This is a genomic window from Paenibacillus sp. FSL P2-0089 (assembly GCF_038595095.1).
Lineage (GTDB): Bacteria > Bacillota > Bacilli > Paenibacillales > Paenibacillaceae > Paenibacillus_AQ > Paenibacillus_AQ silagei.
In genome coordinates this window covers 4,864,394-4,885,340 of sequence record NZ_CP152006.1, presented here as the reverse complement: position 1 = coordinate 4,885,340, position 20,947 = coordinate 4,864,394, and the positions used below count along the sequence as shown (strand labels likewise).

General features: G+C 54.6%; 22 protein-coding genes. 10 read left to right on the top strand and 12 right to left on the bottom strand.

Annotated elements, in window-relative coordinates; translation table 11 throughout:
• Nucleotides 1–41 precede the first annotated feature (41 nt).
• A complete protein-coding gene (locus tag NST69_RS20665; RefSeq protein WP_036731751.1) occupies nucleotides 42–692 on the top strand; it encodes a class II aldolase/adducin family protein in 651 nt (216 codons plus the stop codon).
• Between the two features lie 23 nt (nucleotides 693–715).
• Nucleotides 716–1,156 carry an L-fucose mutarotase gene (gene fucU, locus NST69_RS20660; protein ID WP_036698546.1) on the top strand — a complete coding sequence of 147 codons (441 nt, stop codon included), beginning with the start codon at nucleotides 716–718 and terminating at the stop codon, nucleotides 1,154–1,156.
• Between the two features lie 344 nt (nucleotides 1,157–1,500).
• Here fucU and NST69_RS20655 read toward each other — a convergent pair whose 3' ends face one another.
• The 7 genes from NST69_RS20655 to NST69_RS20625 all read right to left on the bottom strand — a co-directional run bounded on the left by NST69_RS20655 (nucleotide 1,501) and on the right by NST69_RS20625 (nucleotide 9,344).
• A complete protein-coding gene (locus NST69_RS20655; protein WP_036731753.1) occupies nucleotides 1,501–2,343 on the bottom strand; it encodes a sugar phosphate isomerase/epimerase in 843 nt (280 codons plus the stop codon).
• 273 nt (nucleotides 2,344–2,616) lie between these two features.
• Complete coding sequence (locus NST69_RS20650; protein ID WP_051478621.1) at nucleotides 2,617–3,330, bottom strand: rhamnogalacturonan acetylesterase; 714 nt, start codon at nucleotides 3,328–3,330, stop codon at nucleotides 2,617–2,619.
• A 17-nt stretch (nucleotides 3,331–3,347) separates the two neighbouring features.
• Complete coding sequence (gene uxaC / locus NST69_RS20645) at nucleotides 3,348–4,769, bottom strand: glucuronate isomerase (protein ID WP_036731756.1); 1,422 nt, start codon at nucleotides 4,767–4,769, stop codon at nucleotides 3,348–3,350.
• Nucleotides 4,770–4,805: 36 nt separating this feature from the next.
• Nucleotides 4,806–6,293 (bottom strand): altronate dehydratase family protein, encoded by a 1,488-nt coding sequence (locus NST69_RS20640; protein ID WP_036731758.1) that lies wholly within the window; start codon nucleotides 6,291–6,293, stop codon nucleotides 4,806–4,808.
• 63 nt (nucleotides 6,294–6,356) lie between these two features.
• On the bottom strand, nucleotides 6,357–7,778 hold the full coding sequence (locus NST69_RS20635) for a tagaturonate reductase (protein ID WP_342547000.1): 1,422 nt from the start codon (nucleotides 7,776–7,778) through the stop codon (nucleotides 6,357–6,359).
• Nucleotides 7,779–7,914: 136 nt separating this feature from the next.
• On the bottom strand, nucleotides 7,915–8,910 hold the full coding sequence (locus NST69_RS20630; RefSeq protein ID WP_339310549.1) for a LacI family DNA-binding transcriptional regulator: 996 nt from the start codon (nucleotides 8,908–8,910) through the stop codon (nucleotides 7,915–7,917).
• Nucleotides 8,911–9,125: 215 nt separating this feature from the next.
• A complete protein-coding gene (locus tag NST69_RS20625) occupies nucleotides 9,126–9,344 on the bottom strand; it encodes a hypothetical protein (protein ID WP_339310548.1) in 219 nt (72 codons plus the stop codon).
• Between the two features lie 201 nt (nucleotides 9,345–9,545).
• Between NST69_RS20625 and NST69_RS20620 the strand changes: the two genes are divergently transcribed.
• Nucleotides 9,546–10,655 carry a hypothetical protein gene (locus NST69_RS20620; RefSeq protein WP_342546999.1) on the top strand — a complete coding sequence of 370 codons (1,110 nt, stop codon included), beginning with the start codon at nucleotides 9,546–9,548 and terminating at the stop codon, nucleotides 10,653–10,655.
• 120 nt (nucleotides 10,656–10,775) lie between these two features.
• Here NST69_RS20620 and NST69_RS20615 read toward each other — a convergent pair whose 3' ends face one another.
• From NST69_RS20615 to NST69_RS20605, 3 genes are all read right to left on the bottom strand, one after another.
• Nucleotides 10,776–11,678: a manganese catalase family protein gene (locus tag NST69_RS20615; RefSeq protein WP_036731772.1), complete on the bottom strand. Its 903-nt coding sequence runs from the start codon at nucleotides 11,676–11,678 to the stop codon at nucleotides 10,776–10,778.
• A 74-nt stretch (nucleotides 11,679–11,752) separates the two neighbouring features.
• Nucleotides 11,753–13,114: a metallophosphoesterase gene (locus NST69_RS20610; RefSeq protein WP_339310546.1), complete on the bottom strand. Its 1,362-nt coding sequence runs from the start codon at nucleotides 13,112–13,114 to the stop codon at nucleotides 11,753–11,755.
• 93 nt (nucleotides 13,115–13,207) lie between these two features.
• Nucleotides 13,208–13,762 (bottom strand): hypothetical protein, encoded by a 555-nt coding sequence (locus tag NST69_RS20605; RefSeq protein WP_339310545.1) that lies wholly within the window; start codon nucleotides 13,760–13,762, stop codon nucleotides 13,208–13,210.
• 159 nt (nucleotides 13,763–13,921) lie between these two features.
• On the opposite strand from NST69_RS20605, the gene NST69_RS20600 reads away from it, so the two are divergent.
• The 4 genes from NST69_RS20600 to NST69_RS20585 all read left to right on the top strand — a co-directional run bounded on the left by NST69_RS20600 (nucleotide 13,922) and on the right by NST69_RS20585 (nucleotide 16,495).
• Nucleotides 13,922–14,497, top strand: coding sequence for a TetR/AcrR family transcriptional regulator (locus tag NST69_RS20600; RefSeq protein WP_342546998.1), 576 nt, complete (start codon nucleotides 13,922–13,924; stop codon nucleotides 14,495–14,497).
• Between the two features lie 156 nt (nucleotides 14,498–14,653).
• Nucleotides 14,654–15,319, top strand: coding sequence for a ribonuclease H family protein (locus tag NST69_RS20595; protein WP_036731783.1), 666 nt, complete (start codon nucleotides 14,654–14,656; stop codon nucleotides 15,317–15,319).
• A 71-nt stretch (nucleotides 15,320–15,390) separates the two neighbouring features.
• Nucleotides 15,391–16,059 (top strand): uracil-DNA glycosylase, encoded by a 669-nt coding sequence (gene ung / locus NST69_RS20590; RefSeq protein ID WP_036731786.1) that lies wholly within the window; start codon nucleotides 15,391–15,393, stop codon nucleotides 16,057–16,059.
• A gap of 31 nt (nucleotides 16,060–16,090) precedes the next feature.
• On the top strand, nucleotides 16,091–16,495 hold the full coding sequence (locus NST69_RS20585) for a hypothetical protein (RefSeq protein ID WP_036731789.1): 405 nt from the start codon (nucleotides 16,091–16,093) through the stop codon (nucleotides 16,493–16,495).
• 164 nt (nucleotides 16,496–16,659) lie between these two features.
• Here NST69_RS20585 and NST69_RS20580 read toward each other — a convergent pair whose 3' ends face one another.
• The gene (locus tag NST69_RS20580; RefSeq protein ID WP_051478588.1) at nucleotides 16,660–17,796 is read right to left on the bottom strand and encodes an AI-2E family transporter; all 1,137 of its coding nucleotides are present in this window, start codon (nucleotides 17,794–17,796) and stop codon (nucleotides 16,660–16,662) included.
• Nucleotides 17,797–17,981: 185 nt separating this feature from the next.
• Between NST69_RS20580 and NST69_RS20575 the strand changes: the two genes are divergently transcribed.
• Complete coding sequence (locus tag NST69_RS20575; protein ID WP_036731792.1) at nucleotides 17,982–18,449, top strand: general stress protein; 468 nt, start codon at nucleotides 17,982–17,984, stop codon at nucleotides 18,447–18,449.
• Nucleotides 18,450–18,475: 26 nt separating this feature from the next.
• Here NST69_RS20575 and NST69_RS20570 read toward each other — a convergent pair whose 3' ends face one another.
• Entirely contained in the window at nucleotides 18,476–18,793 is a 318-nt protein-coding gene (locus tag NST69_RS20570; protein ID WP_036731795.1) for a hypothetical protein, read from the bottom strand.
• Between the two features lie 396 nt (nucleotides 18,794–19,189).
• Here NST69_RS20570 and NST69_RS20565 point away from each other — a divergent pair, with 396 nt between their 5' ends.
• Together NST69_RS20565 and pfkB are read left to right on the top strand one after the other, a co-directional pair.
• Nucleotides 19,190–19,951 carry a DeoR/GlpR family DNA-binding transcription regulator gene (locus NST69_RS20565; protein ID WP_036731798.1) on the top strand — a complete coding sequence of 254 codons (762 nt, stop codon included), beginning with the start codon at nucleotides 19,190–19,192 and terminating at the stop codon, nucleotides 19,949–19,951.
• Between the two features lie 39 nt (nucleotides 19,952–19,990).
• Nucleotides 19,991–20,902, top strand: coding sequence for a 1-phosphofructokinase (gene pfkB / locus NST69_RS20560; protein ID WP_339314923.1), 912 nt, complete (start codon nucleotides 19,991–19,993; stop codon nucleotides 20,900–20,902).
• Nucleotides 20,903–20,947 lie beyond the last annotated feature (45 nt).

Sequence of the window (20,947 nt, the reverse complement as noted above, 5' to 3'; positions counted from 1 at the left end):
AGCAATCATACAGCAATCAAGCAGCAATCAAGGGGGCAATTATGAATAATCATGAAGAAGAACTACGGCGTCTAATCTGCGATATCGGCCGGAATCTGTTCAACAAGGATTTCATCGCGGCCAATGACGGCAATATCTCCGCCCGCCTGTCGGCCACGGAGGTCATTACTTCGCCCACAGGAGTCAGCAAAGGCTATCTGCAGCCGCATATGCTGGTCAAAGTCAATCTGCAGGGAGAGATCCTGGATGCAGCGGAGGGCTACCGGCCGTCCACGGAAGTGAAGATGCACCTGAAGATCTACAACGAGCTGCCGGAGATGGGCGGGGTGGTTCATGCGCATCCGCCGTATGCTACCGCTTTTGCCATCAAGGGTGAAGCTCTGGACAAAATGATGATGCCGGAATCCGTCATTGCCATGGGGGACATTCCACTGGCGGTATACGGGACGCCTTCGACCGAAGAGATCCCGGATTCGCTGACTCCCTTCCTGGGCAAGAAGACCGCAGTGCTGCTGGAGAGCCACGGGGCCCTGACCTGGGGCAAGGATGTAATGGCTGCTTATATGAACATGGAGCGGCTTGAGTATACGGCGAAGCTGACCTTCCTGACCCGCATGATCGGGGGAGAGCGTGAGCTGCCGCCGCACCGGATTGAGGAGCTGGTGGCGCTGAGATCATTTTACGGGATGTAATGAAGCCGAGAGGAGATATAATTATGCTCAAAAAAATACCTAAACTGCTCTCCCCCGAGCTCGTCCGCACCCTGATGGAGATGGGCCACGGGGATGAGCTGGTGCTGGCGGATGCCAATTATCCGGGACATGCGCTGCATTCCCGGGTGCTGCGGGCTGACGGGATCGGTATCCCCCGGCTGCTTGACGCCATCCTGGAGCTGCTACCGCTGGATCATTATGCTCCGGCTCAGGCGGCCTTCATGGCTGTAGTGGAGGGAGACCCCACAGTCCCTGTGATATGGGACACGTACAAGGAGATTCTCACCCGGCATGATCCTGCGGTGCAGGTGGAGTATGAAGAGCGTTTCGACTTCTATGACCGCTCCAAGCACAGCTACGCCATTCTAATTACAGGGGAAGAGGCGCTCTACGGGAATATTATACTCAAAAAAGGTGTGATTTCCCCCGAGGCCGGGGAATAGCGGCACCAAGCAACGGACCGCCCGGTTAACTATGGGCGGTCTTATTGCTATACCTAGAGCGCGCTGTTTAAGCGCGCTGCTTAGTGGAGCGCTCGTTTAGAGCAAATACCCTCAAATAACTCAAATGTTGCAAGTTATGCAACTTGGCTACCCCGAAACCGGGGCTTGCCAGAGGATTGTTGCAGGAAATGCAGGAATGTGCAGGCCAGGATGCTTAGTTAGAGGAGGATTCCTGCCTTTTGTACAACAATTCTAGTTATAAGTGTATATGTTGGGGGAGAAGCTGCAGTTTGTGCAAGATTACCCTCATCAAGTACCCAACATCCATCTGCAGAGTACTTTTGTTAAACCTCGTTATAAATTCTCCGCAGGAATTGCGCGCTGGCCTTGAGATGTTCCTCTGGAGTGCTCTCCAGCAGGCCCTGGATATGCGGGCGCTTATATTTCATGTAGCGGAGCAGCGGGGCGAAGTTCAGCATCCCTTGTCCGGCAGGAACGATGTCGATGGTGCCGTTCTTGACTGTGAAATCCTTCAGATGCAGAACCGCGATCCGGTCTCCGAGGAGCTCCAGCGCTTCTGCCACAATCTGCTCCTGCTGAAGGTAATTCTCCGGGGTCATCAGATTCGCGGCATCCAGTATAATTTGCAGGTTATTGGACGCCACGGTATCCAGCAGACGCCGGGCTAACGGAACCGTGTAGAGCGGGTGGTTGACGCCTGCCTCGATGCCCACAGTTACTCCGAACCGTTGGGCCTCAGCAACCATGGCACTGACGGAGTCAACCACTTGTTCAAAAGCCTCCTCCGTGAAGTTATCCGGTGTATACCCCTGACTTACACTGCCGGTCTCCGTACCGACCAGACTCGCGCCGAAGTCTCGGGCCAGCCGCAGATGAGTGTTGAAGTCGCTCAGCGCCTGCGCGCGCTTGGCAGGGTCAGCATCAATAATGTTCACATAACAGCCAAGGACAGCAATCTTGATACCTGCTTGTCTGAAGGCATCGCCATAGTACGCAGCAGCACCCGGACTTAGTGCGCCAAGCTCAGCCACACTCTCCGGAAAAGACTTATGCAGCGCTAACTGAATCGCCGGGAAGCCATGCTCCTTCAGCTTATCTATTAATTGCGGCAGCGGACAACGCTTGAAGTCATGGGCACGGACGCCCAGGTGAAATGGAACGGTCATAGGGTTAGACTCCTTTGTATTCAGATATAAGAGTTCGCATGGAGCGCCACTAAAAAGGCCGCCTATGTCCAAAAGTGGTCACAGGCGGCCCGATCATACTGTCTGAGGATTGAAGCAACATGTAAGGATGGCGAATAATGTGCGCTATGTTTGCAATGCTCCACAGGCTCATGCATAACCTAATCCAAACTACACACTTGTCTGCTTCCCACAGCTACACCCGCAGATACGGGTGCAGTAGTTTCAGCTTCGCGGACTGCGCTAGCGTTTCGGCTACCTCGCCTGCCGACCCCCAGCTACACCCGCACGCAGATACGGATGCAGCAGCTTCAGCTCCGCGCACTGTGCGAGCGCTTCGGCTACCAGCGCTGCGATCTGCTGCGCCCCGGAGCTGCAGAAATGCGTGTCATCGGTAATGCCGTCCGGGTAGTTGGGGCGTGCGCCCGGCGGCAGGTGCATGAACAGCCCGGCCGATGCTTCCACTCCCAGTCTGCGGTAGAGCTGCTGGGAGGCGGCAAAAATATCAAGCAGAGGTGTTCCGGTCTCCCCTGCAACCTCCCGCATAACCTGCGGATAGAGTCCGACAGCCTGCGGGTCTGGTTCCCCGTCCGTAGTGAAGCGGCGGCGGCTCACGGAAGTCAGCAGTACAGGGAAGCTGCCCCGGCTGCGGGCGGAATCAATGAATATCTTCAGATTCCGGCGGTATTCGGTATGCGGCTCCGTGTAACGGAGAGGGTCCTCCAGCTTCTGGTCATTATGGCCGAACTGGATCAGGAGAAAGTCTCCGGGGAGGAAATCCCGCTCCATGTCTGCCAGTCTGCCCTCTGCCAGGAAGGAGCGTGTGCTCCGTCCGTTGATGGCCCGGTTCTCAATCTGCACCTTCCGGCTGACATACTGCTGCAGGTACTCGCCCCATCCGGCCATTGGCCATTCCCCGCCGCCCTTCTGGGCGGCGGTAGAGTCTCCGGCGATATAGATAGTCGGCATCTTCAGCATGCCTCCATCTAGACGGTGACTCCGGCTTCGCTGCCGGCAGTCTGGAAGCCGAAATATCCGGCTGCGTTATTGTAGGAGATATCCCGGACCATAGCCCCCAGAACTTCTAGGTCATCCGGCGCTTCCCCGCGTTCGGCGAGTTCACCGAGCAGCCCGCACAGGACCCGGCGGAAATATTCATGCCGGGTATACGACAGGAAGCTGCGCGAATCGGTCAGCATGCCGACGAAGTTGCCGAGCAGGCTGTTCTCAGCCAGCAGGGTCAGCTGCTGGCGCATGCCGCTGCGCGTATCGTTGTACCACCAGCCGGAGCCAAGCTGGAGCTTGCCGGGGGTGTCCTTCTGGTAGCAGCCCAGCAGAGCCAGCAGGGCAGGGTAGTCGCCGGGATTCAGCGAGTAGAGGATCGTCTTCGGCAGGCCGCTGCCGCTCTCGGCCCGGTCAAGCAGCTGCGACAGCGCTGTGGTCAGCGGCAGATCGTTGATGCCGTCATAGCCGGTATCCGGTCCCAATCGCTGGAACATCGGCGTGTTATTGTTGCGGTAAGCATGCAGGTGAAGCTGCATGGTCCAGCCCTTGTCATGATAGAAACCGATCAGCGCGGTCAGCAGCTCTGTGCGGTAGCGGGTGATTTCCTCCGGTGACAGCACAGCACCCTGCATTCTTTTGGCGAATATAGCTTCAACGATCTCAGGCGCACCTGCTTCGTAACGCAGGATATCCAGCGCATGGTCCGACAGGCGGCAGCCCTGCTCGTGGAAGAAGGCAACCCGGTTACGCAGGGCATCCAGCAACCCGGCATAGCTCTTGACCGGCAGGCCGGAGGCCGACTCCAGCTTAAGGGTCCAGGCGGCGAAGCCTTCGGCATCGATGTTCAGCGCCTTGTCAGGACGGAAGGTCGGGAACACCTGGAAGGCGGTCTCACTCCCCTGCAGCAGCTTGTGATACTCCAGGGAATCTGCCGGATCATCGGTGGTGCAGATCACCTTGACACCGCTGCTGCGGATCAGGCCGCGCCGGGTGAAGCCCGGTTCAGCCAGCTTGCGGTTGACCTTCTCCCAGATGGCCGGCGCCGTGGCTTCATTCAGCAGCTCCTCTACACCGAAGAAACGGCGGAGCTCCAGATGCGTCCAGCTATACAGAGGGTTGCCTACTGCCTTAGGCAGTGTACGGGCCCAGGCCAGAAATTTATCATAATCAGAGGCGTCGCCGGTAATATGCGATTCAGGAACGCCGTTCGCACGCATCAGCCGCCATTTGTAATGATCGCCGTACAGCCAGGCTGCGGTCAGATTCTCAAAGGGCTGGTCCTCATAGATTTCGCGCGGGTCCAGATGGCAATGGTAATCGATAATGGGCATGGTTTTGGCGTGATTATGAAAGAGTAGCCGTGCTGTTTCGCCGGACAACATGAAGTCCTCGTTTAGGAACATGAGTAGGATCTCCCTTTGAATGGATTGGAATAAGTTCTACAAGGTAACGCCTGTTTTGAAAATAGCCAGCTCACGCACTTCATTCTGCTCGTTCCGTGTTTTTTGGCCGCTGGCGACATCAATGATATACGTGATGAATTCCTCCAGCACATCGGCCATCGGCGTTTCCAGCAGGGGGCCTGCGTTGAAGTCCATCCAGTGGCCTTTTTTGGCAAAAAGGTCGTTGTTCGTTGCTATCTTAACCGTAGGCACAAAGCTGCCGAAAGGCGTGCCGCGGCCGGTGGTGAACAGCACGAGCTGGCAGTCGGAAGCGGCAAGCGCAGACGCAGCGACCAGATCGTTGCCGGGAGCCTGTAAGAGGCTCAGCCCTTTTTTGCGCAGCTTCACGCCATACTGCAATACATCCACCACCGGCGACGAACCGGCCTTCTGGGTGCAGCCGAGCGATTTGTCCTCCAGTGTGCTGATGCCGCCGGCCTTGTTGCCCGGAGACGGATTCTCATAGACTGGCTCGCCGTAAGAGAGGAAATACTGCTTGAAGTTATTGATCAGCGAGACGATATCATCATAGACCTCCTTGCTCTCAGCGCGGGCCATCAGCACCTTCTCCGCACCGAACATTTCCGGCACCTCTGTCAGCACCGAGGTTCCGCCCTGAGAGATGATGAAGTCGGAGAATGCGCCCAGCAGCGGGTTGGCCGTAATGCCGGAGAATCCGTCCGAGCCACCGCATTTCAGCCCGATGTTCAGCTCACTGAGCGGAACCGGCTCACGAACGTCGTTCGCAGCGGCTTCATACAGCTCCTCCAGCAGCACAAGACCGGCTTCCAGCTCATTGCCTACCTCCTGGGCCACCAGGAACTTAACCCGGGACCCGTCATAATCGCCCAGCATGCTGCGGAACTCGGAGACGATATTGTTCTCGCAGCCAAGGCCGAAGACGAGTACACCGCCTGCATTGGGATGATTAACGGCATCGAGCAGAATGCTGCGGGTCATGCGGTGATCATCGCCCAGCTGGGAGCAGCCGTAAGGATGCTTCAGCACGGTCAGGTTGTCGAATCCGCCAAGATCGGGATGCTCGGCCTTGAACTCCTGAAGCATCTGCTCGGCAACGCCGTTCACACAGCCCACGGTCGGAATAATGAACAGATCATTACGGATGCCCACCTTGCCGTTACTCCGCCGGTACCCCTGGAAGGTCAAATCACGGCGCGGATAAATCACCGGATGGACATCAGGCACATACTCGTATTCTTCCTCCCCGGACAGATTGGTTTTGATGTTATGCGTATGAATCCAGTCGCCTGCGGCAATCGGAGCCGTGGCATGGCCGATCGGGGAACCGTATTTGGTAATGATGTCTCCGCTGCTGAAACCGGTCAGGGCAATCTTATGCCCCTGCGGAATCTCCTGGGCGGCCTGAAGCGTTAGTCCGTCTATCGTGAGTTCTTCTCCGGCAGCAATCGGCCGTAAGGCTACAGCTACCGTATCTCTCGGGTTCATTTTCATTAAGTTTTTCATGTTGGCCCTCCTAAAAGTTTGTAAGCTGCGCTTCTCTGAACTTCTTCGTGCAAACTCGCCGGTTCAGCCGACGAGTTCCTGTAATGCTGCGCGGGAATCTTCATGCTCCAGCTGATGCAAATGGGCGGCTATCGCATCAGCCAGTCCCGGCAGCAGGGTAAGATCCTGTCCCCACAGGCTGCTGTCGCCAAGAATGGTGTTCACGAAGCTGGCCGGCTGGCTCCAGGCCTGATCGAACACTGCCAGTACCTCTGCGCCGTCCTGCCGGCGAATACGGTCGCCCCGGTAGCTGAGCAGCAGGGCGGCGAAGGCGAGGGTCATCCGCTCCGGAAGCTGGCCGCGTTCCTGCTGGTAGCGAAGCAGAACCGGGAGCAGGCGGGCCTTGAATTTGGAAATGCTGTTGAGCGAGATGGAGGTCAGCTCATGGCGGATGAACGGATTGCGGAAGCGCTCCTGTACGGCATCGGCGTATGACAATAGCTGCCCGGCAGGCAGATCCAGCATAGGGATCAGCTCCTCTTCAATCAACTGCTTCACGAAGCGGGAGAAGGTACCGTCATTCATGACGTCTTCAACCGTCTCAAGACCGGCGAGCAGGCCCAGAGGGACCATAGCGGTATGCGGTCCGTTCAGCAGATGAACCTTGCGTTCGCGGTAAGGCGTCATATCCGGTGTCACCACGACATTCAGTCCGGCCTTAGCCAGCGGCAGGCGCTCTGCCAGAGACTCCGGTCCTTCAATGACCCAGAAGAGGAACGGCTCTGCGGTTACCATTACGTTATCAAGATAGCCGAGCTCAGCTTCGAGGGCGGCAGCCTGGTCACGCGGATAACCAGGGACAATCCGGTCCACCAGACTGCAGCAGAAGGTGTTCTCGGACTTCAGCCATTGCAGGAATTCAGCACCAAGCTTCCAGTCAGCCGCATAACGTTCTACAATCTCCTGTAATTTCTCGCCGTTGCGGTCAATCAGCTCGCAGGGGATAATGACGAAGCCTTTCTTGCCCAGCTCGAAGCGGCGGTGGAGCAGCGCTGTCAGCTTGCCCGGGAAGCTCTTAGGGGGAGCATCGTCTGCGCGGTCGCCTGGAAGATAGGCAATGCCGGCTTCGGTAGTATTGGAGGTAATGAACTCCAGATCATCATTCTCGGCGAGCGCGAGATAAGCTTCATAATCCATGTATGGGTTAATCACCCGGCTGACCGAGCTGATAATTTCGCGGGAATTGACGGTCTCGTTGTCCATGATGCCATTAAGCAGCACGGTGTAGAGGTTGTCTTGAGCGGCCATCAGATCAGCTACGCCTCCGGGTCCTTGCGCAATGGGCTGAATGAGGACAGCGCTTCCGTTGAACAGCCCCTGATTGTTCATTTGCTGCAGCTGCCAGTCTACGAACGCACGCATGAAGTTGCCTTCGCCGAACTGAATCATCCGTTCCGGATGGAGGGTTAGCCCCGGGTGAGTGCTTCTGGATAAACGGTTTGTCATAGTGGTCATGATCTCCTTTAGAATACAGTGATAAATTGCACACGTTAACATTTTATTTTAAGCAAGATCCGGAATTCCTTCTTTTGTCCAGGAAGGCTCCGTATCTGCAGAAAATAGCGGGTGGGTTGAAATAGAGTTATACTCCTGCAACCGTATCCCTTACCACCAGCGAAGTCTTAACGAACAGCTGCTGCGGCGGGGTCTCCGGCTGCTGAAGCAGCTGGATCAGCATGGTAATGCCCAGCTCACTGATCTCGGCAATCGGCTTGCGGACTGTGGTCAGGGCAGGATTCGTATAGCGGGCGAACATCATATCATCGAAGCCGATCAGTGAGATCTGCTCCGGCACCTGCACCTTGTGGGCATAGCAGGCATTCATGGCGCCAATCGCCATATCATCATTGGAGCAGAACACAGCCGTAGGCCGGTCCTCCAGGCTAAGCAGCTTGCTCATCGCCGCATATCCGCTCTCAATGCTGTAATCTCCCGGGGCAAAATAATCAGGATTCAGTGGAAGCCGGCCTGCAATCAGACTGTCCAGGAAGCCCTGCTTCCGTTCGCTTGAGGACTTGAAGCCGGGCTTGCCTTCAATAATAGCCAGCTTGCGGTGACCCTGCTGCACAGCATAATCAATCGCTTCCTTGACGCCTTCGCGGTCATTGGCGACCACGTTCATGATGCCGGGGTCCTCCAGCTGGCGGTTCAGCACCACTAGCGGAATGCCGGTCTTCTTCACATGATAGATGAAGGCATTGTCTTCATCGCTCTGGCTCATGACCAGAATGCCGTCGAAGCGCTGCGGCTGAATATTGCTGAAATGCTGCACACCGTCGATCCCGTTCACCGTCAGATTATAGTTCTCATCGAGACTGTGCGTAATGCCCTTGATGGCATCCACCAGGAAGCTTGAGGAAGTCCCCTGCTCAATACTGGAGAAGAACAGGCCGATGATGAACGATCTTTTGGTGACCAGGCTCTTGGCACTGTAATTCGGCACATAATTCATTTCGGCGGCAATCCGTTCAATCTTATCCCGGGTGGCCTTCTTGATCAGCGGGTTGCCGTTCAGCGCCCTCGATACAGTAGTATGGGACACACCGGCAACACGGGCAATATCTTTGATGGTAATCATAGGTTCTCCCCGGGTACATGGAATTGTTAACGATTTCAGTTTAGTTCTCCAGCAGCGTCAAGTCAATAGTTTATTGGAATGCACACGTTAATATTTTGTGAAAAGTGAACGCAAAAACAGACCCGGATCAGGGGCCAGGGTCTGCGTTTGAAGAGGGGAGGGAGGATCACAGGCGAGCGCTGTTTCTCCTTTGATGAAGAGACCCCGAAGCCTTCTCAGGCATGGTTATGCTGGAATTTCGTAATATCGCGGGCGTAATGCGAGGTGGTGCCGTCGAATCTTTTCAGCCGGACATACTCATCAGAGAATTTGTCAACGACTCCGCTGCCTACCTGGGAGTACATTCCGTCAGGGTCAAGCTGGAGGGCGGATACGAAGGTCTGTGACAGTGCGGCTACGAAAAAATCAATGTTTTTAACAAGTGTCTGTGGCAAAAGTCCCAGTCCTTTCATCAAATAAGTTCATTGTCAGCGAAAAAACTTAAATCTTATTGTACGACAGGCTGCCGGATTTGAACATAGGCTATACTTGGTGTATATATATATCCAGCCGAAAGTTGACACAGGGATGTCCGGTTCGTATGGTATGCTCTCATTATAAGAGAATCCAATTACATCAGCAGGAGGAATTCAAGAATGGCCGAACCCCTGAAAGCAATGTACAACCAAGAATTCCTGCATAGCCTGGGAATGAAGATTAAAGCCGTCTACGGTTCGTTCGAGCTAGGCCGTTTCATGGCTGAGGCGATGAGGGAGCCGTGGGAGGAGCTGGAGCTGAAGGCACGGATGCGGAGGATTACAGAGACACTGGGCAGCTGCCTGCCCCCGGACTATGAGGAAGCGCTGAAGATATTGTATGCGATAGATAAGGACTGTGTCGGCTTCCCGTATCTGATTTTCCCGGATTTCGTAGAGGTGTATGGCGGAGGTGAGGAGCACTGGGAGCTGTCGATGGAGGCGCTGGAGCGGTTCACCCCGAAGTCCTCGGCGGAATTTGCCGTCAGGCCGTTCCTGCTTCGTGACCCGCAGCGGATGATGGCTCAAATGCTGGTCTGGGCGGAGCATCCGGGGGAGCATGTGCGGCGGCTCGCCAGCGAGGGCAGCCGTCCCCGCCTGCCCTGGGGCCAGGCATTGCCGATGTTCAAGCGCGATCCGTCTCCGCTATTGCCGCTGCTGGAGAAGCTGAAGGCTGACCCGTCACTCTATGTACGCAAAAGTGTAGCCAACAACCTGAACGATATCGCGAAGGATCACCCTGATATCGTGATAGCTACCGCCCGCCGCTGGCTGGGCAGTAATGTAAATACGAACTGGATTGTGCGGCATGGCTGCCGCTCTCTGATCCGCAAGGCGGACCCTGAGATCATGGAGCTGTTCGGATATGCCCCGGAGGAGAGCGGCACCCCGCTGGTCAGCTCGGCTGTCCTAACGGCCGAACCGGCCGAGCTGCGGATTGGGGAGCACTGTGAGCTGCAATACACTCTGACGATCCGGGAGGGCGGTCCGGTGCGCATCCGCATTGAATACGGAATCAACTTCGTCAAGGCCGGCGGCAAGACCTCGCGCAAGCTGTTTCTGTTATCCGACAAAACCGTGCCCGGCGGCACCAGACTCTCCGGTACAAGGACCCACCGCTGGGCCAACCTGACTACACGGAAGCACTATCCCGGAGAGCATACCCTTGTGCTGCTTGTGAATGGGCGGGCTGTTGCCGATACCTCACTGCTGCTTGAGCCGGAGTTATAAGGCAGAGATCTTAGAAGTATCCATACCCAAATAAAGCGGATGTCCCGGCAGCCAGTTCATGGCTTCCGGGACATCCGCTTCTCTATGGGTGCTATTATCCGCTAGGCTTGGCTCTGGCTGCTAGTCATGAATATTCCCGGCCATTTTCAGCCGTTTGGCAATCTCCTTGAATTCCTCGGCAGAGATGCCCGGTGCGAATTCTTCCTTCACTTCCGGGGCCTCGGGGATAGGGAAGCCTTCCGGTACGCCCTGAATAACCTCAAGCGGAAGCCCGTCCTCGGGATGAGTACCCTTCCAGATCTGGTCAATGGAGCTGAAATCCTTATCGCTCCAGGTGTACAGCTTCGTATGAACGCCTTTTTCCTCGTACTTTCTGGCTTCATTGAAAGCTTTGTTGTCCAAGGAAGGAATGGGCACCAGCTTGGTAACATTGACGCCTGTGGCAATCTCCAGCGCCTTGGCGTAAGCGACCACGTGAACACCTCCACGGACAAGCAGGAAGCCGACTACCGCCCGGGCTGCAGGGTGGTCGGTCATTTCGTAGACCTTCATTTTATGGGTTCTGGCCCCGCACTCCAGGAAGAAGTTATGAAGCAGGTCCTCCACCAGATTACCGCTGTTGAACACATTGGCTCCGGTCCATGGATTGCCCATCGAATCGAACGGCATGGCCCCCTGTGCGCCCGCCAGGAAATGATAAGACAGCCGTGCGTCTTTGACATCCGCAAGCGGTGTGGAATCCGGTTTCTTATAAGCCGTGGAACCTCTTAGACATTTGTTCACGGCGTGGGAGACCAGCTCAACATGGCCCAGCTCTTCGGCGGTAATGCTCATTACCAGGTCGTAGAAGGGCTTCAGCTTGTCCTTGGAGCGGAAGTTGAAGGACTGGTACAAGTAGTTATTGAGTGTTGACATTTCACCGAATTTGCCTCCGAGCAGCTCTTGTACGGCTGCTGCAGCATTAGGATCTGGTTTCTCGACGTCCGGGATTTCTATCATAATCTCATCCATACGTGTGAACATGGTGATCATCATCTCCTTAGCAGTAGGTGTAAGCATACTTGTCTATTTTACACCTGTTTCCAGTTTTTCAAACATCATCGCTGAGGAAGCTGGACATGCAGTTCATGATTGTTCTTCGGCTGCTGTGAGGCCATCTCCAGAACATAGCTTCTCGTTCCGCTTGCCGGGGCGTCCTGCCAGAGCCGGTAGCCTGCTGTGGCGGTCACGGCGGCATTGCCCGTACTGGCAGAGCCTGCGAAGTAATTCTCGTTCAGCCTTCCGACAACGTCAGCCATTTGCTTCAGCTCAGCCTCCGTATAACTGGCGTAAGCGGGATCTTCAGCCAGACGGGAATAACTCCGGGCCATAGACCGCTTGCGGAAATTGGCTTCACTGTAGGCCCTGAAGCCCAGCAGATTCGGATCGGTATTGCCGGTGGCTGCTGCCCATTGCTCCATCCCTAATCGCTGTGTGCTGTAATCCAGAGTCTGACGGGCGGAGGAATAGGTTAAGAGTCCATATTGATGGGGAAAAACAGATAAAGCACTGCTGGCGATGTCATAGATACGCTCCCCGTCATGGCTATATTCACTGATGTCCTGAATGTGTATATGCCCGCTGAGAACCGTCCGTACACCGCTCTGCATCAAGGCATCTGTAACCTTGGCATGGTCCTCTACAGTGAAGCCCTCCTGAATGAATTCACTGTGATTCAGCAGGCTGTGATGCATGACCGTCACGAGCTGCGCGCCTGCGGCAGCGGCCTTCGCACCGCAGGCGGCGATCCATTCCAGGGTCCGGTCACTGACCCGGCCCTCCAGCTGGGGATGGCCCAGCGCTTTATTGTCTCCGTACTGTGCAGTATCCAGCATGAGCAGCCATAGCTCCTCTGAAGGGGCAGCCAGATAGCTGAGCGAATCTTCGTCTCTCAGCAGGGCCTCATCATAACCGAAGCTGCCATAGATTTGGCGGAATGCCTTGGCGCTCACGGAATCTGTGGCGTATTGGCGCTTATCGCGGAAGCTCCGGGCCCAGGGATTCCGGATATCATGATTGCCCGGGATCACATAGATCCGGGTTCCGGTGTCTTGCTCGATGCGCTTCAGATGTCCGGCCAGCTCCTTATGGCTGGCTTCTTCCCCGTTGTTGCTGAGATCCCCGCTGATAATCACCACATCCGGCTTGCGGATTCCGATATCATAGCCCAGCGCCTCCAGCATTTCCTTGCTGTAGCCGAGCTGCTTGCCGTCACCGGCAGCCAGAAACTGCTGGAAGGCAGGTCCGAGATCCCTTAGCTCCTGCGCTAAATAATGGGTGTCACTCGTTGTCAGAATCTTCAGATCATGGCCGGACTGAATCCGGTATTGTGGCTCCGGCTCCGCTACATCCTGTCCGCCGCAGGAGGAGAGCATCAGGAGCAGAAGGGGAAGGATAGCATACTTACGGATGAATTTCATTAGGCCAGCACCTCTTTTCGCGGGCGACAACAAGAAAAAGGGGTATTCTCCCCGGCCGCTTGCCCGAAGAGGAACACCCCGCACCCTGCCGCATTATTTTTTCACTTCGGTGACGCCGGTTACCTTACCCTGGTCTGCTGCGGAATAGGTAGCCTGATATTTGTCATCGGAGAAATAGACATTACCTTCAATGGTGGCATTCACGACGGCGAAGCCGTTAGCCTCTACATAGACATCACCCACAAAGGTCCCTCCCTGAATCCGGGCATTCTCGCTACGGATCGTTAATTTGGGCGCGGTGAGCTTGAAGGAGTTCGTGATGTTGTGATCGGCATCCTGGGTATAGAGCGCGATTTTGCGGGCAGGCTCTTCCTTATGGATGAATTGTCCGTCGAGCACAAGCTCCTCGGAGAAGCTCAGGTCCTTCAGCGTAGCTGCAATCCAGGTGCCGTCCTTGCTGATCGCCTTCTTGAAGGCTTCCCCGTTATCGACTACCGAAGCTGAAGTGACTGCATCCGGGGCAGCGGTAGCCACCGTATTGCCCGTGTTCGCTGCTGTGCCCGTGTTGCCTGCATCTTTGTTTGCGTTGCCGCATCCGATAAGCAGGGTCAGGGTGAATGCCGCCAGTATTACTGCGAACTTTCTCATTGTGTTAACCTCCTTTAGGTGTGTAATGCTGATGGTATTTTCCTTGAAATTAATATAGAATGATTGGTGCGGAATTAATGTGATTTAGTTAACACTGCTACAATAATATTTACCGATCGTTCTATAAATGGTAAAATAGACCGCGAAAGGAGCATGATCATGGCGCGAAGCAAAGAGTTTGACATTGATGATGTATTGCTCAAGGCAATGACGATTTTCTGGCAGCAGGGCTATGAGAAGACCTCCATGCAGGACCTTGTAACCGGTATGGGAATTCACAAGCGAAGCATGTATGACACCTTTGGAGACAAGCATACCTTATATATAAAAGCGCTGGAGCGCTTTGCATCCCTTCAAAGCTCCCGGCTGGAGAGCCGGATCGAGGGCTTCACCTCTGCCAAGGCAGCCATCCGCCTATTATTCGAAGCCACAATTCACAGAAGTGAAGCGGAGCCGAAGGGCTGTATGCTGGTGAATACGGCAGTGGAGCTGTCCAATCATGATCCGGAAGCTGCTGAGCGGGCCAATGAGGCTTTGTTGAATACCGAGAGATTAATGGAACAGCTGATCCTGCATGGACAGGAGACCGGAGAACTCTCCTCCCGGCATGCGGCTCCCGCGCTTGCAGCTTATCTGCACAATGCCTTGGTTGGACTGCGGGTTATGGTCAAGGCAACGCAGGATACGGGCAAGCTCCAGACCATTATTGATACTACGCTGGCTGTGCTGGACTAAGCTGCCGTATTAGTATGAACGCGCCTGCCGGTAATTATCCAATATATATTCGTGCTGGCAGCAGGCGTGTAAGTGTGTTCAGGCTTCAATATGAACGCGGTATGCATTACAATAGATTTCTGGATAAGGTTACATCGGCAGGAGGGAGCAACAGGAATGGCTAAGCAGAAATACTACGTTGTATGGGAAGGCAAGCAGCCCGGGGTCTACAATACATGGGCGGAATGCCAGGCGCAGACGGATCATTATACCGGAGCGAAATATAAGTCTTATGAGAGCAAGTCGGCGGCTGAGACAGCCTTCAAGGCAGGCTGGAAGGGCAACTGGGGAACCGGTGCTGCAGCTTCAGGGGCGTCCGGCACAAGCAAATCAGGCAAGTCCTGGAGCCGGAGTGCCGGCGTGGAGACATCTGAGGAGATTGATTATGACAGTATCTCCGTGGATGTAGGCACCCGGGGGAATCCCGGACCGGTCGAATACAAAGGCGTAGATACCCAGACCGGGGATGTGATTTTCTCCTGCGGTCCGATCCGCAAAGGGACTAATAACCTTGGAGAGTTCCTGGCGATTGTGCATGCGCTGGCTCATCTTAAGCAGGAAGGCAGCAGCAAGACGGTCTATAGTGATTCTGTCAATGCAATGAAATGGGTCAAGCAGAAAAAGGTGGCCACGACCTTGCCCCGGGATGCCTCTACAGAGGAGATCTGGCAGCTGATTGACCGGGCGGAGAGCTGGCTGCGCAGCCATACTTATGACAACAAGGTGCTGAAATGGCAGACGAAGTCATGGGGCGAGATCAAGGCGGACTATGGCCGCAAATAAGTTCCTGTTATTCTGGTTAATAACAGGTAATGAAACAATACTAATAGCAGGGTAATTGGGAGGAGAACCGAATGTTTGGCAATGATTGGGATGAAGTGCTGCAGGAAGAGACGCAGAAGCCTTACTTTGAGGAATTGCGCTATGCCCTGGCACGCGAGTACAAGCAGTATACAGTCTATCCCCCGAAGGACAAGCTGTTCTCGGCGCTGAAGCTGACGCCTTACAGCAAGACCCGGGTAGTGATTCTCGGACAGGACCCCTATCACGGCGCAGGACAGGCCCATGGCCTTAGCTTCTCGGTAGAGCCGGGTGTAAGGATTCCGCCGTCGCTGCGCAATATCTACGCTGAGCTGCACAGTGATCTCGGTATAGAGGTGCCGGGCCACGGATCGCTGCTGCACTGGGCGGAAGAGGGCGTGCTGATGCTCAATGCCGTCCTGACAGTACGCGAGGGCCAGCCGAATTCGCATAAGGGGCTGGGCTGGGAGACCTTCACGGATGCTATTATGGAGAAGCTGAACGAGCGTACAGAACCGATGGTGTTCATCCTGTGGGGCAGTCATGCCCAGCTCAAGGGCGCGGTAGTTGACCGCAGCAGGCATAAGGTGATCCAGTCTCCGCATCCGAGCCCGTTCTCTGCACACCGCGGATTTCTCGGCAGCCGCCCGTTCTCTCAGGCCAACCAGTATCTGGAGCAGCATGGGCTTAAGGGCATAGACTGGTCCATACCGAAGGTATAAGTAGTTCAGGCACAGGGAAGGGCGTGGAGCCATGAAGCATTGGGTTGGCAGACCGGTCATTATGTACTGCGGCGAGCAGCCATATACGATCATGAAAGGCGTTCTGCGTAGATGGGATCTTGCAGCTTCGGTAGCCGTCATCGGGCATCAGGAGATTGCCGTCCCTTTCCGCGATATTGTGTACATCAAAGCTCTGGCTCCCAAAGAGAGGGCTTTGCCCCCGGTTCTCCATTCGGTCGGATATATCATGAGAGAACGTCTGCAGTTTGATAATGCCGTCTATTTCAAATCAGCGGTTACTGTCTGGAAAGGGGACCAGCTGGTGGCATTCAATGCGACGATCATCGCACATACCAAAGGCTCCGTGACGCTGCATGGCGGGCAGAACCTGCCTAAGGGCAACCACACTTTCGTGGTCCGCTCGCTGCGGGGCTAAACTCTGGATACATTCAAGCGTGTACATTGAAAAGCCCTCCGGCGCGGAGATCATCAGCGCCGGAGGGCTTTTTATTAAAAGATAAGAATTTATATGTTTTGGAGCCCCCGCAAAGTACCTGAGTTATCACCTACGCTAAAGCCCCGCTTTGTGGGGTTGTTTTACTATACCTTATCGTCCTTGACGATCTCAATCTCAATCCCCGGCGGAGCACTTGGCTCGGGTACGGGTTGATCCACCCGTTCAGCGATAATGATCTCGTATATGCGCAGGAAGATGATTTTGATAATCATATAGACCGGAAGCGCAATGAGGACGCCGATCAGTCCATAGAAGTCGCCCCCCACAAGTACAAGCAGCACTGTTGTCAACGGGTGAACATCCAGCGACTTGCCATAGATGACCGGTGACAGCACGTTATCCTGAATCTGCTGCGCGATCAGAATGACGACCGCTGACCAGATAGCCATAGAAGGCGATTCTATGAACCCCACGATAACAACCGGAACCGCCGCCAGCAGCGAGCCCACATAGGGAATGAAATTCAGCGGGATGGAGATCACGGCGAGCAGCAGAGAATAAGGCAGGCCGATCAGCAAAAATCCGATGTATAGCAAGATGCCCAGCACCACATTAAGCAGGACACGTGTAACGATGAAGCCGCTGAGTGCAGAGTCAATATCCTTGAACATCTCCTGGCCTTCCTTGCGGTACTTTCTCGGAATCAGGCCCTGAAGAATCGGTGACAGCTTGTGCCCGTCCTTCAGCATGTAATAGAGAATGATCGGCAGGGTAGCGATAACCACGACAATACTGGAGATCACTGTGATCAGATTGGACATCGAATTGGTCACCCAGTTAATGGCACTGTTCACATACTCCGTCAGGCGTGTGGTCACATCCGTGTCACCCTTGAAGAAGCGGGAGAACGACGGATCATTCTGGAGCTTGTTGAACTGATTCTGAATACCCTCGACCAGATAAGGCGTATTGTCAATGAAGTTCTGGATTTGCTCGCGCAGTGTAGGCCAGACCAGCACCCAGAATAAGACGAACAGTCCGGTAAACACAAGATAAATCAGCAGGACGGACAGCCCGCGGTTAACATTTTTGGTCCCCAGATAGTTGACAATCGGCCGCAGAAGATAATACATAAAGCCCGACAGCATCATGGGTACGAGCAGCAGTTGAATGATAGATACCAGCGGTGTGAACAGAAAAATGACCTTCGAGCCCAGGTACAGAATCGTCAAAAAGGCGATAATGGCCAGGCAGGTCCGAAAATACTTGCTTTGAAGCACAGCAGCCCCCCCCTATCTCTTAAGTTATGTTTATGTATACGTATCTTTATAACCCAATTAGAAGAGATTGATTCAGACCTGACCGGGAGCCGCCGCCACATGCGGGATTCAAGCCACAGGCAGAGTGGTAATATCGCAGTAGCAGAGTGGTAATATTGCAGTAGCTGTAAGAGGAGGGATGCCGCATGCCAACATTGGTATTGGGGATTTTTGGACACCGGAGTGATGCGGTGCTGGCGATCGAAGAATTGAAGAAGAATGGGATCAAGGCGAAGCATATCTCTGCTGTCACGAAGCAGAAGAACACGCTGGAGATCATCAGCAAGGATGCCGCGATTGGAGATGTGGAGACGGGGCAGGGGAATAATGGCTTGTACGGTACAGCCCGCGGGCTTGGGGTAGGCCTGGATATGGTCGCGGATTCTGCGGTCGCAGCAGGTCCGGCAGCCCGCAAGCTCGCGGGGGCGGATCTGGAGACAGACGGCCTAGCGGTCAGCCTGATCGGAATGGGGATTCCGCAAGATGACGCGGAGGCGTATGCGGAGCATGCTGATCTGGAGCATATTATTGTCATTGTCCTTCTGCCCGAAGAGGAGCTGAGGGAGAAGGTGCAGGTCATATTTGCGAAGCATGAGGTCATACCTTTGAAGTAAGCGATGGGTTCGGAAAATATAAGGGATCAACGCAGCCGGCGGGACTTTCGTCTGGCTGCTTTTTTTTTGCGGTTCTGTACGAACAGCACCGGGTCGATGCCGGCACCTACCTGTCCGCCTGTTTCCTTGGTCACCTGCTTGGCTTTTACCAGAGAGAAAAAAGCAAACAGTTCCCCGAGTACGCCGAAGCCGGCGGCAATAATCGCATAATCCTCTGCACTGAGCTCCTCGGTTTCTACTGGGCCGTCACTGCCGCCCCCTCCGTGGCCGTTAATGCCGCTGCTACTGCCATTACCGCCGTTACCGCCCGCGCTGCCATATCCGTTGTTATTGTAATAGGCCATCTCCTGTTCACCCGCTTTTCCCCATATGTAATATAAATATGTCGCTCGCTGCCATTGTGAAATGGGCAATCGGGAGGTAATTTGCCGCACCGGATGATATAGTTACGAGGCTGAAATGAGCATAAATGAGCAGAGCATACGCCAATTCTTACAGCAATAGTGTATCCGGCTGGAAAGTTAGGGTTAAACTCATGATTTTATGGCGAAAAATAAGCAGAGAAAGCCTCTTTACAGTTCATGAAAACGCTGTTACAATCATAAATGAGCACAAATGATCAACATCAGTCACAAGTGATTTGAATCCAGTCATCGTATCATCTTATCTTTCAATTCAGTAGTTACTGTATATATAGGAATCCGGCAGCGGGTAGCTGCACATCCTAAGGAGTGAGCTGCATGTTTGAAGAAGAACGCAAACGGATGATTCTGCTGTTTGTCGAGAAGCATACAAGAGCTTCGGTTCAGGAGCTGGGCCAGGAGCTGTCCGTCTCTGAATCCACCATCCGCAGGGACCTCAAGGAGCTGGAGGAGGCGCGGCTGCTGAAGCGTACGCATGGCGGGGCGGTGTCCCTGCAGAGTGTGAACTTTGAAGCGGCGGTTCCTGACAAGGAAGACCGGTTCCTAGAAGAGAAGCTGCGGATTGCCGGGAAGGCTGTGGAGATGATTGAAGATGGTGATGCCATTCTCCTTGACGGAGGTACCACCACCCTGCAGATTGCCCGGGCGCTGAAATCGTTCCGCAATCTCAAGGTCATTACCAACTCAATCATGGCGCTGAACGAGCTGAAGGACTGCCGCCATATTGAGGTGTCTATTACAGGCGGGATGCTAAGGCCGGACACCATGGCTTTTGTCGGACCGATGACCGAACGCTCGCTGGATATGGTTCGGGTAGATAAGGCCTTCCTCGGCACCAACGGGCTGGATATCCGCGAAGGGATTACGACGCCGAATATGCTGGAAGCGGCCACCAAGCGCAAAATGATCGCGGTAGCGAAGCAGACGATCCTGCTGGCCGACCACAGCAAAATTGGGCAGATCTCCTTCTGTAAGGTCGCAGATCTGCAGGAGATGGACCACTGCATTTTGGATACGGGGATTCCGGATAGCTTCCGTAGGCAGCTTGAGAAGCTGGATGTGGATTATACACTGGTGTGATGGGATGGGAAGACAAACATTATAAATGAGGGATGAATGATGATCTATACGGTGACACTCAATCCTTCCGTCGATTATATCGTGGAGGTAGAAGAGCTAACACTAGGCGGACTCAACAGGATGAAGCGCGATATGAAGCTGCCTGGAGGGAAGGGAATTAACGTATCCCGTGTTCTGAAGCAGCTCGGTGTGGAGAATACGGCCACCGGATTTCTTGGCGGATTCACCGGCGGCTACATTGACACCTGGCTGGGCCAGGAAGGGATATCCGGCGACTTCGTTCATATTGCGGACGATACCCGGATCAATATTAAGCTTAAAGCAGGCCAGGAGACGGAGATTAACGGGGCCGGTCCTGTCATTACGGAGACCGAGACGGCTTCGCTGCTGCACAAGCTGGAAGCCCTGAAGCCGGGTGACATAGTGATTCTGTCAGGCAGCACGCCACCTTCGCTGGGCGGAGATTTCTACAGCAAACTGATTGCAGTAATCAAGCAGAAGGGTGCGGAGTTCGTTATTGATACGACCGGGCAGGCCTTGCAGGACGCCTTATCCCAGAGACCGCTGCTGGTCAAGCCGAATCACCATGAGCTGGCAGAGCTGTTCGGAGTTCAGATCAGCACCCGGGAGGAGATTATCACTTACGGACGCAAGCTGCTTACGGGCGGGGCCAAGCATGTACTGGTCTCCATGGCTGGCGAAGGCGCATTGTTCATTACAGGGCAAGAAGTCTACCATGCCAGCGCTCCTAAGGGCCAGGTTAGGAATTCAGTAGGTGCGGGAGATTCGATGATTGCCGGATTCGTGGGCACCTTGTCGCTGACAGGGAATGTGCTGGAAGCATTCCGTGCCGGTGTGGCATCAGGAAGTGCCACAGCGTTCTCCGATGATCTGGCAGACCGGGCATTAATTGAAGAGCTTCGTCCGCTTATTGCCATATCTCAGCTATGAATAACAGAGGTTAACAGGTTCAAGTACATTCGGGGAGTTGAGAAT

Coding starts and splice junctions, on each gene's coding strand:
- NST69_RS20665 (WP_036731751.1), top strand. CDS start 42: ATGAATAATCATGAAGAAGAACTACGGCGTCTAATCTGCGATATCGGC.
- fucU (WP_036698546.1), top strand. CDS start 716: ATGCTCAAAAAAATACCTAAACTGCTCTCCCCCGAGCTCGTCCGCACC.
- NST69_RS20655 (WP_036731753.1), bottom strand. CDS start 2,343: ATGACCGTTCCATTTCACCTGGGCGTCCGTGCCCATGACTTCAAGCGT.
- NST69_RS20650 (WP_051478621.1), bottom strand. CDS start 3,330: ATGCCGACTATCTATATCGCCGGAGACTCTACCGCCGCCCAGAAGGGC.
- uxaC (WP_036731756.1), bottom strand. CDS start 4,769: ATGTTCCTAAACGAGGACTTCATGTTGTCCGGCGAAACAGCACGGCTA.
- NST69_RS20640 (WP_036731758.1), bottom strand. CDS start 6,293: ATGAAAAACTTAATGAAAATGAACCCGAGAGATACGGTAGCTGTAGCC.
- NST69_RS20635 (WP_342547000.1), bottom strand. CDS start 7,778: ATGACAAACCGTTTATCCAGAAGCACTCACCCGGGGCTAACCCTCCAT.
- NST69_RS20630 (WP_339310549.1), bottom strand. CDS start 8,910: ATGATTACCATCAAAGATATTGCCCGTGTTGCCGGTGTGTCCCATACT.
- NST69_RS20620 (WP_342546999.1), top strand. CDS start 9,546: ATGGCCGAACCCCTGAAAGCAATGTACAACCAAGAATTCCTGCATAGC.
- NST69_RS20615 (WP_036731772.1), bottom strand. CDS start 11,678: ATGTTCACACGTATGGATGAGATTATGATAGAAATCCCGGACGTCGAG.
- NST69_RS20610 (WP_339310546.1), bottom strand. CDS start 13,114: ATGAAATTCATCCGTAAGTATGCTATCCTTCCCCTTCTGCTCCTGATG.
- NST69_RS20605 (WP_339310545.1), bottom strand. CDS start 13,762: ATGAGAAAGTTCGCAGTAATACTGGCGGCATTCACCCTGACCCTGCTT.
- NST69_RS20600 (WP_342546998.1), top strand. CDS start 13,922: ATGGCGCGAAGCAAAGAGTTTGACATTGATGATGTATTGCTCAAGGCA.
- NST69_RS20595 (WP_036731783.1), top strand. CDS start 14,654: ATGGCTAAGCAGAAATACTACGTTGTATGGGAAGGCAAGCAGCCCGGG.
- ung (WP_036731786.1), top strand. CDS start 15,391: ATGTTTGGCAATGATTGGGATGAAGTGCTGCAGGAAGAGACGCAGAAG.
- NST69_RS20585 (WP_036731789.1), top strand. CDS start 16,091: ATGAAGCATTGGGTTGGCAGACCGGTCATTATGTACTGCGGCGAGCAG.
- NST69_RS20575 (WP_036731792.1), top strand. CDS start 17,982: ATGCCAACATTGGTATTGGGGATTTTTGGACACCGGAGTGATGCGGTG.
- NST69_RS20570 (WP_036731795.1), bottom strand. CDS start 18,793: ATGGCCTATTACAATAACAACGGATATGGCAGCGCGGGCGGTAACGGC.
- NST69_RS20565 (WP_036731798.1), top strand. CDS start 19,190: ATGTTTGAAGAAGAACGCAAACGGATGATTCTGCTGTTTGTCGAGAAG.
- pfkB (WP_339314923.1), top strand. CDS start 19,991: ATGATCTATACGGTGACACTCAATCCTTCCGTCGATTATATCGTGGAG.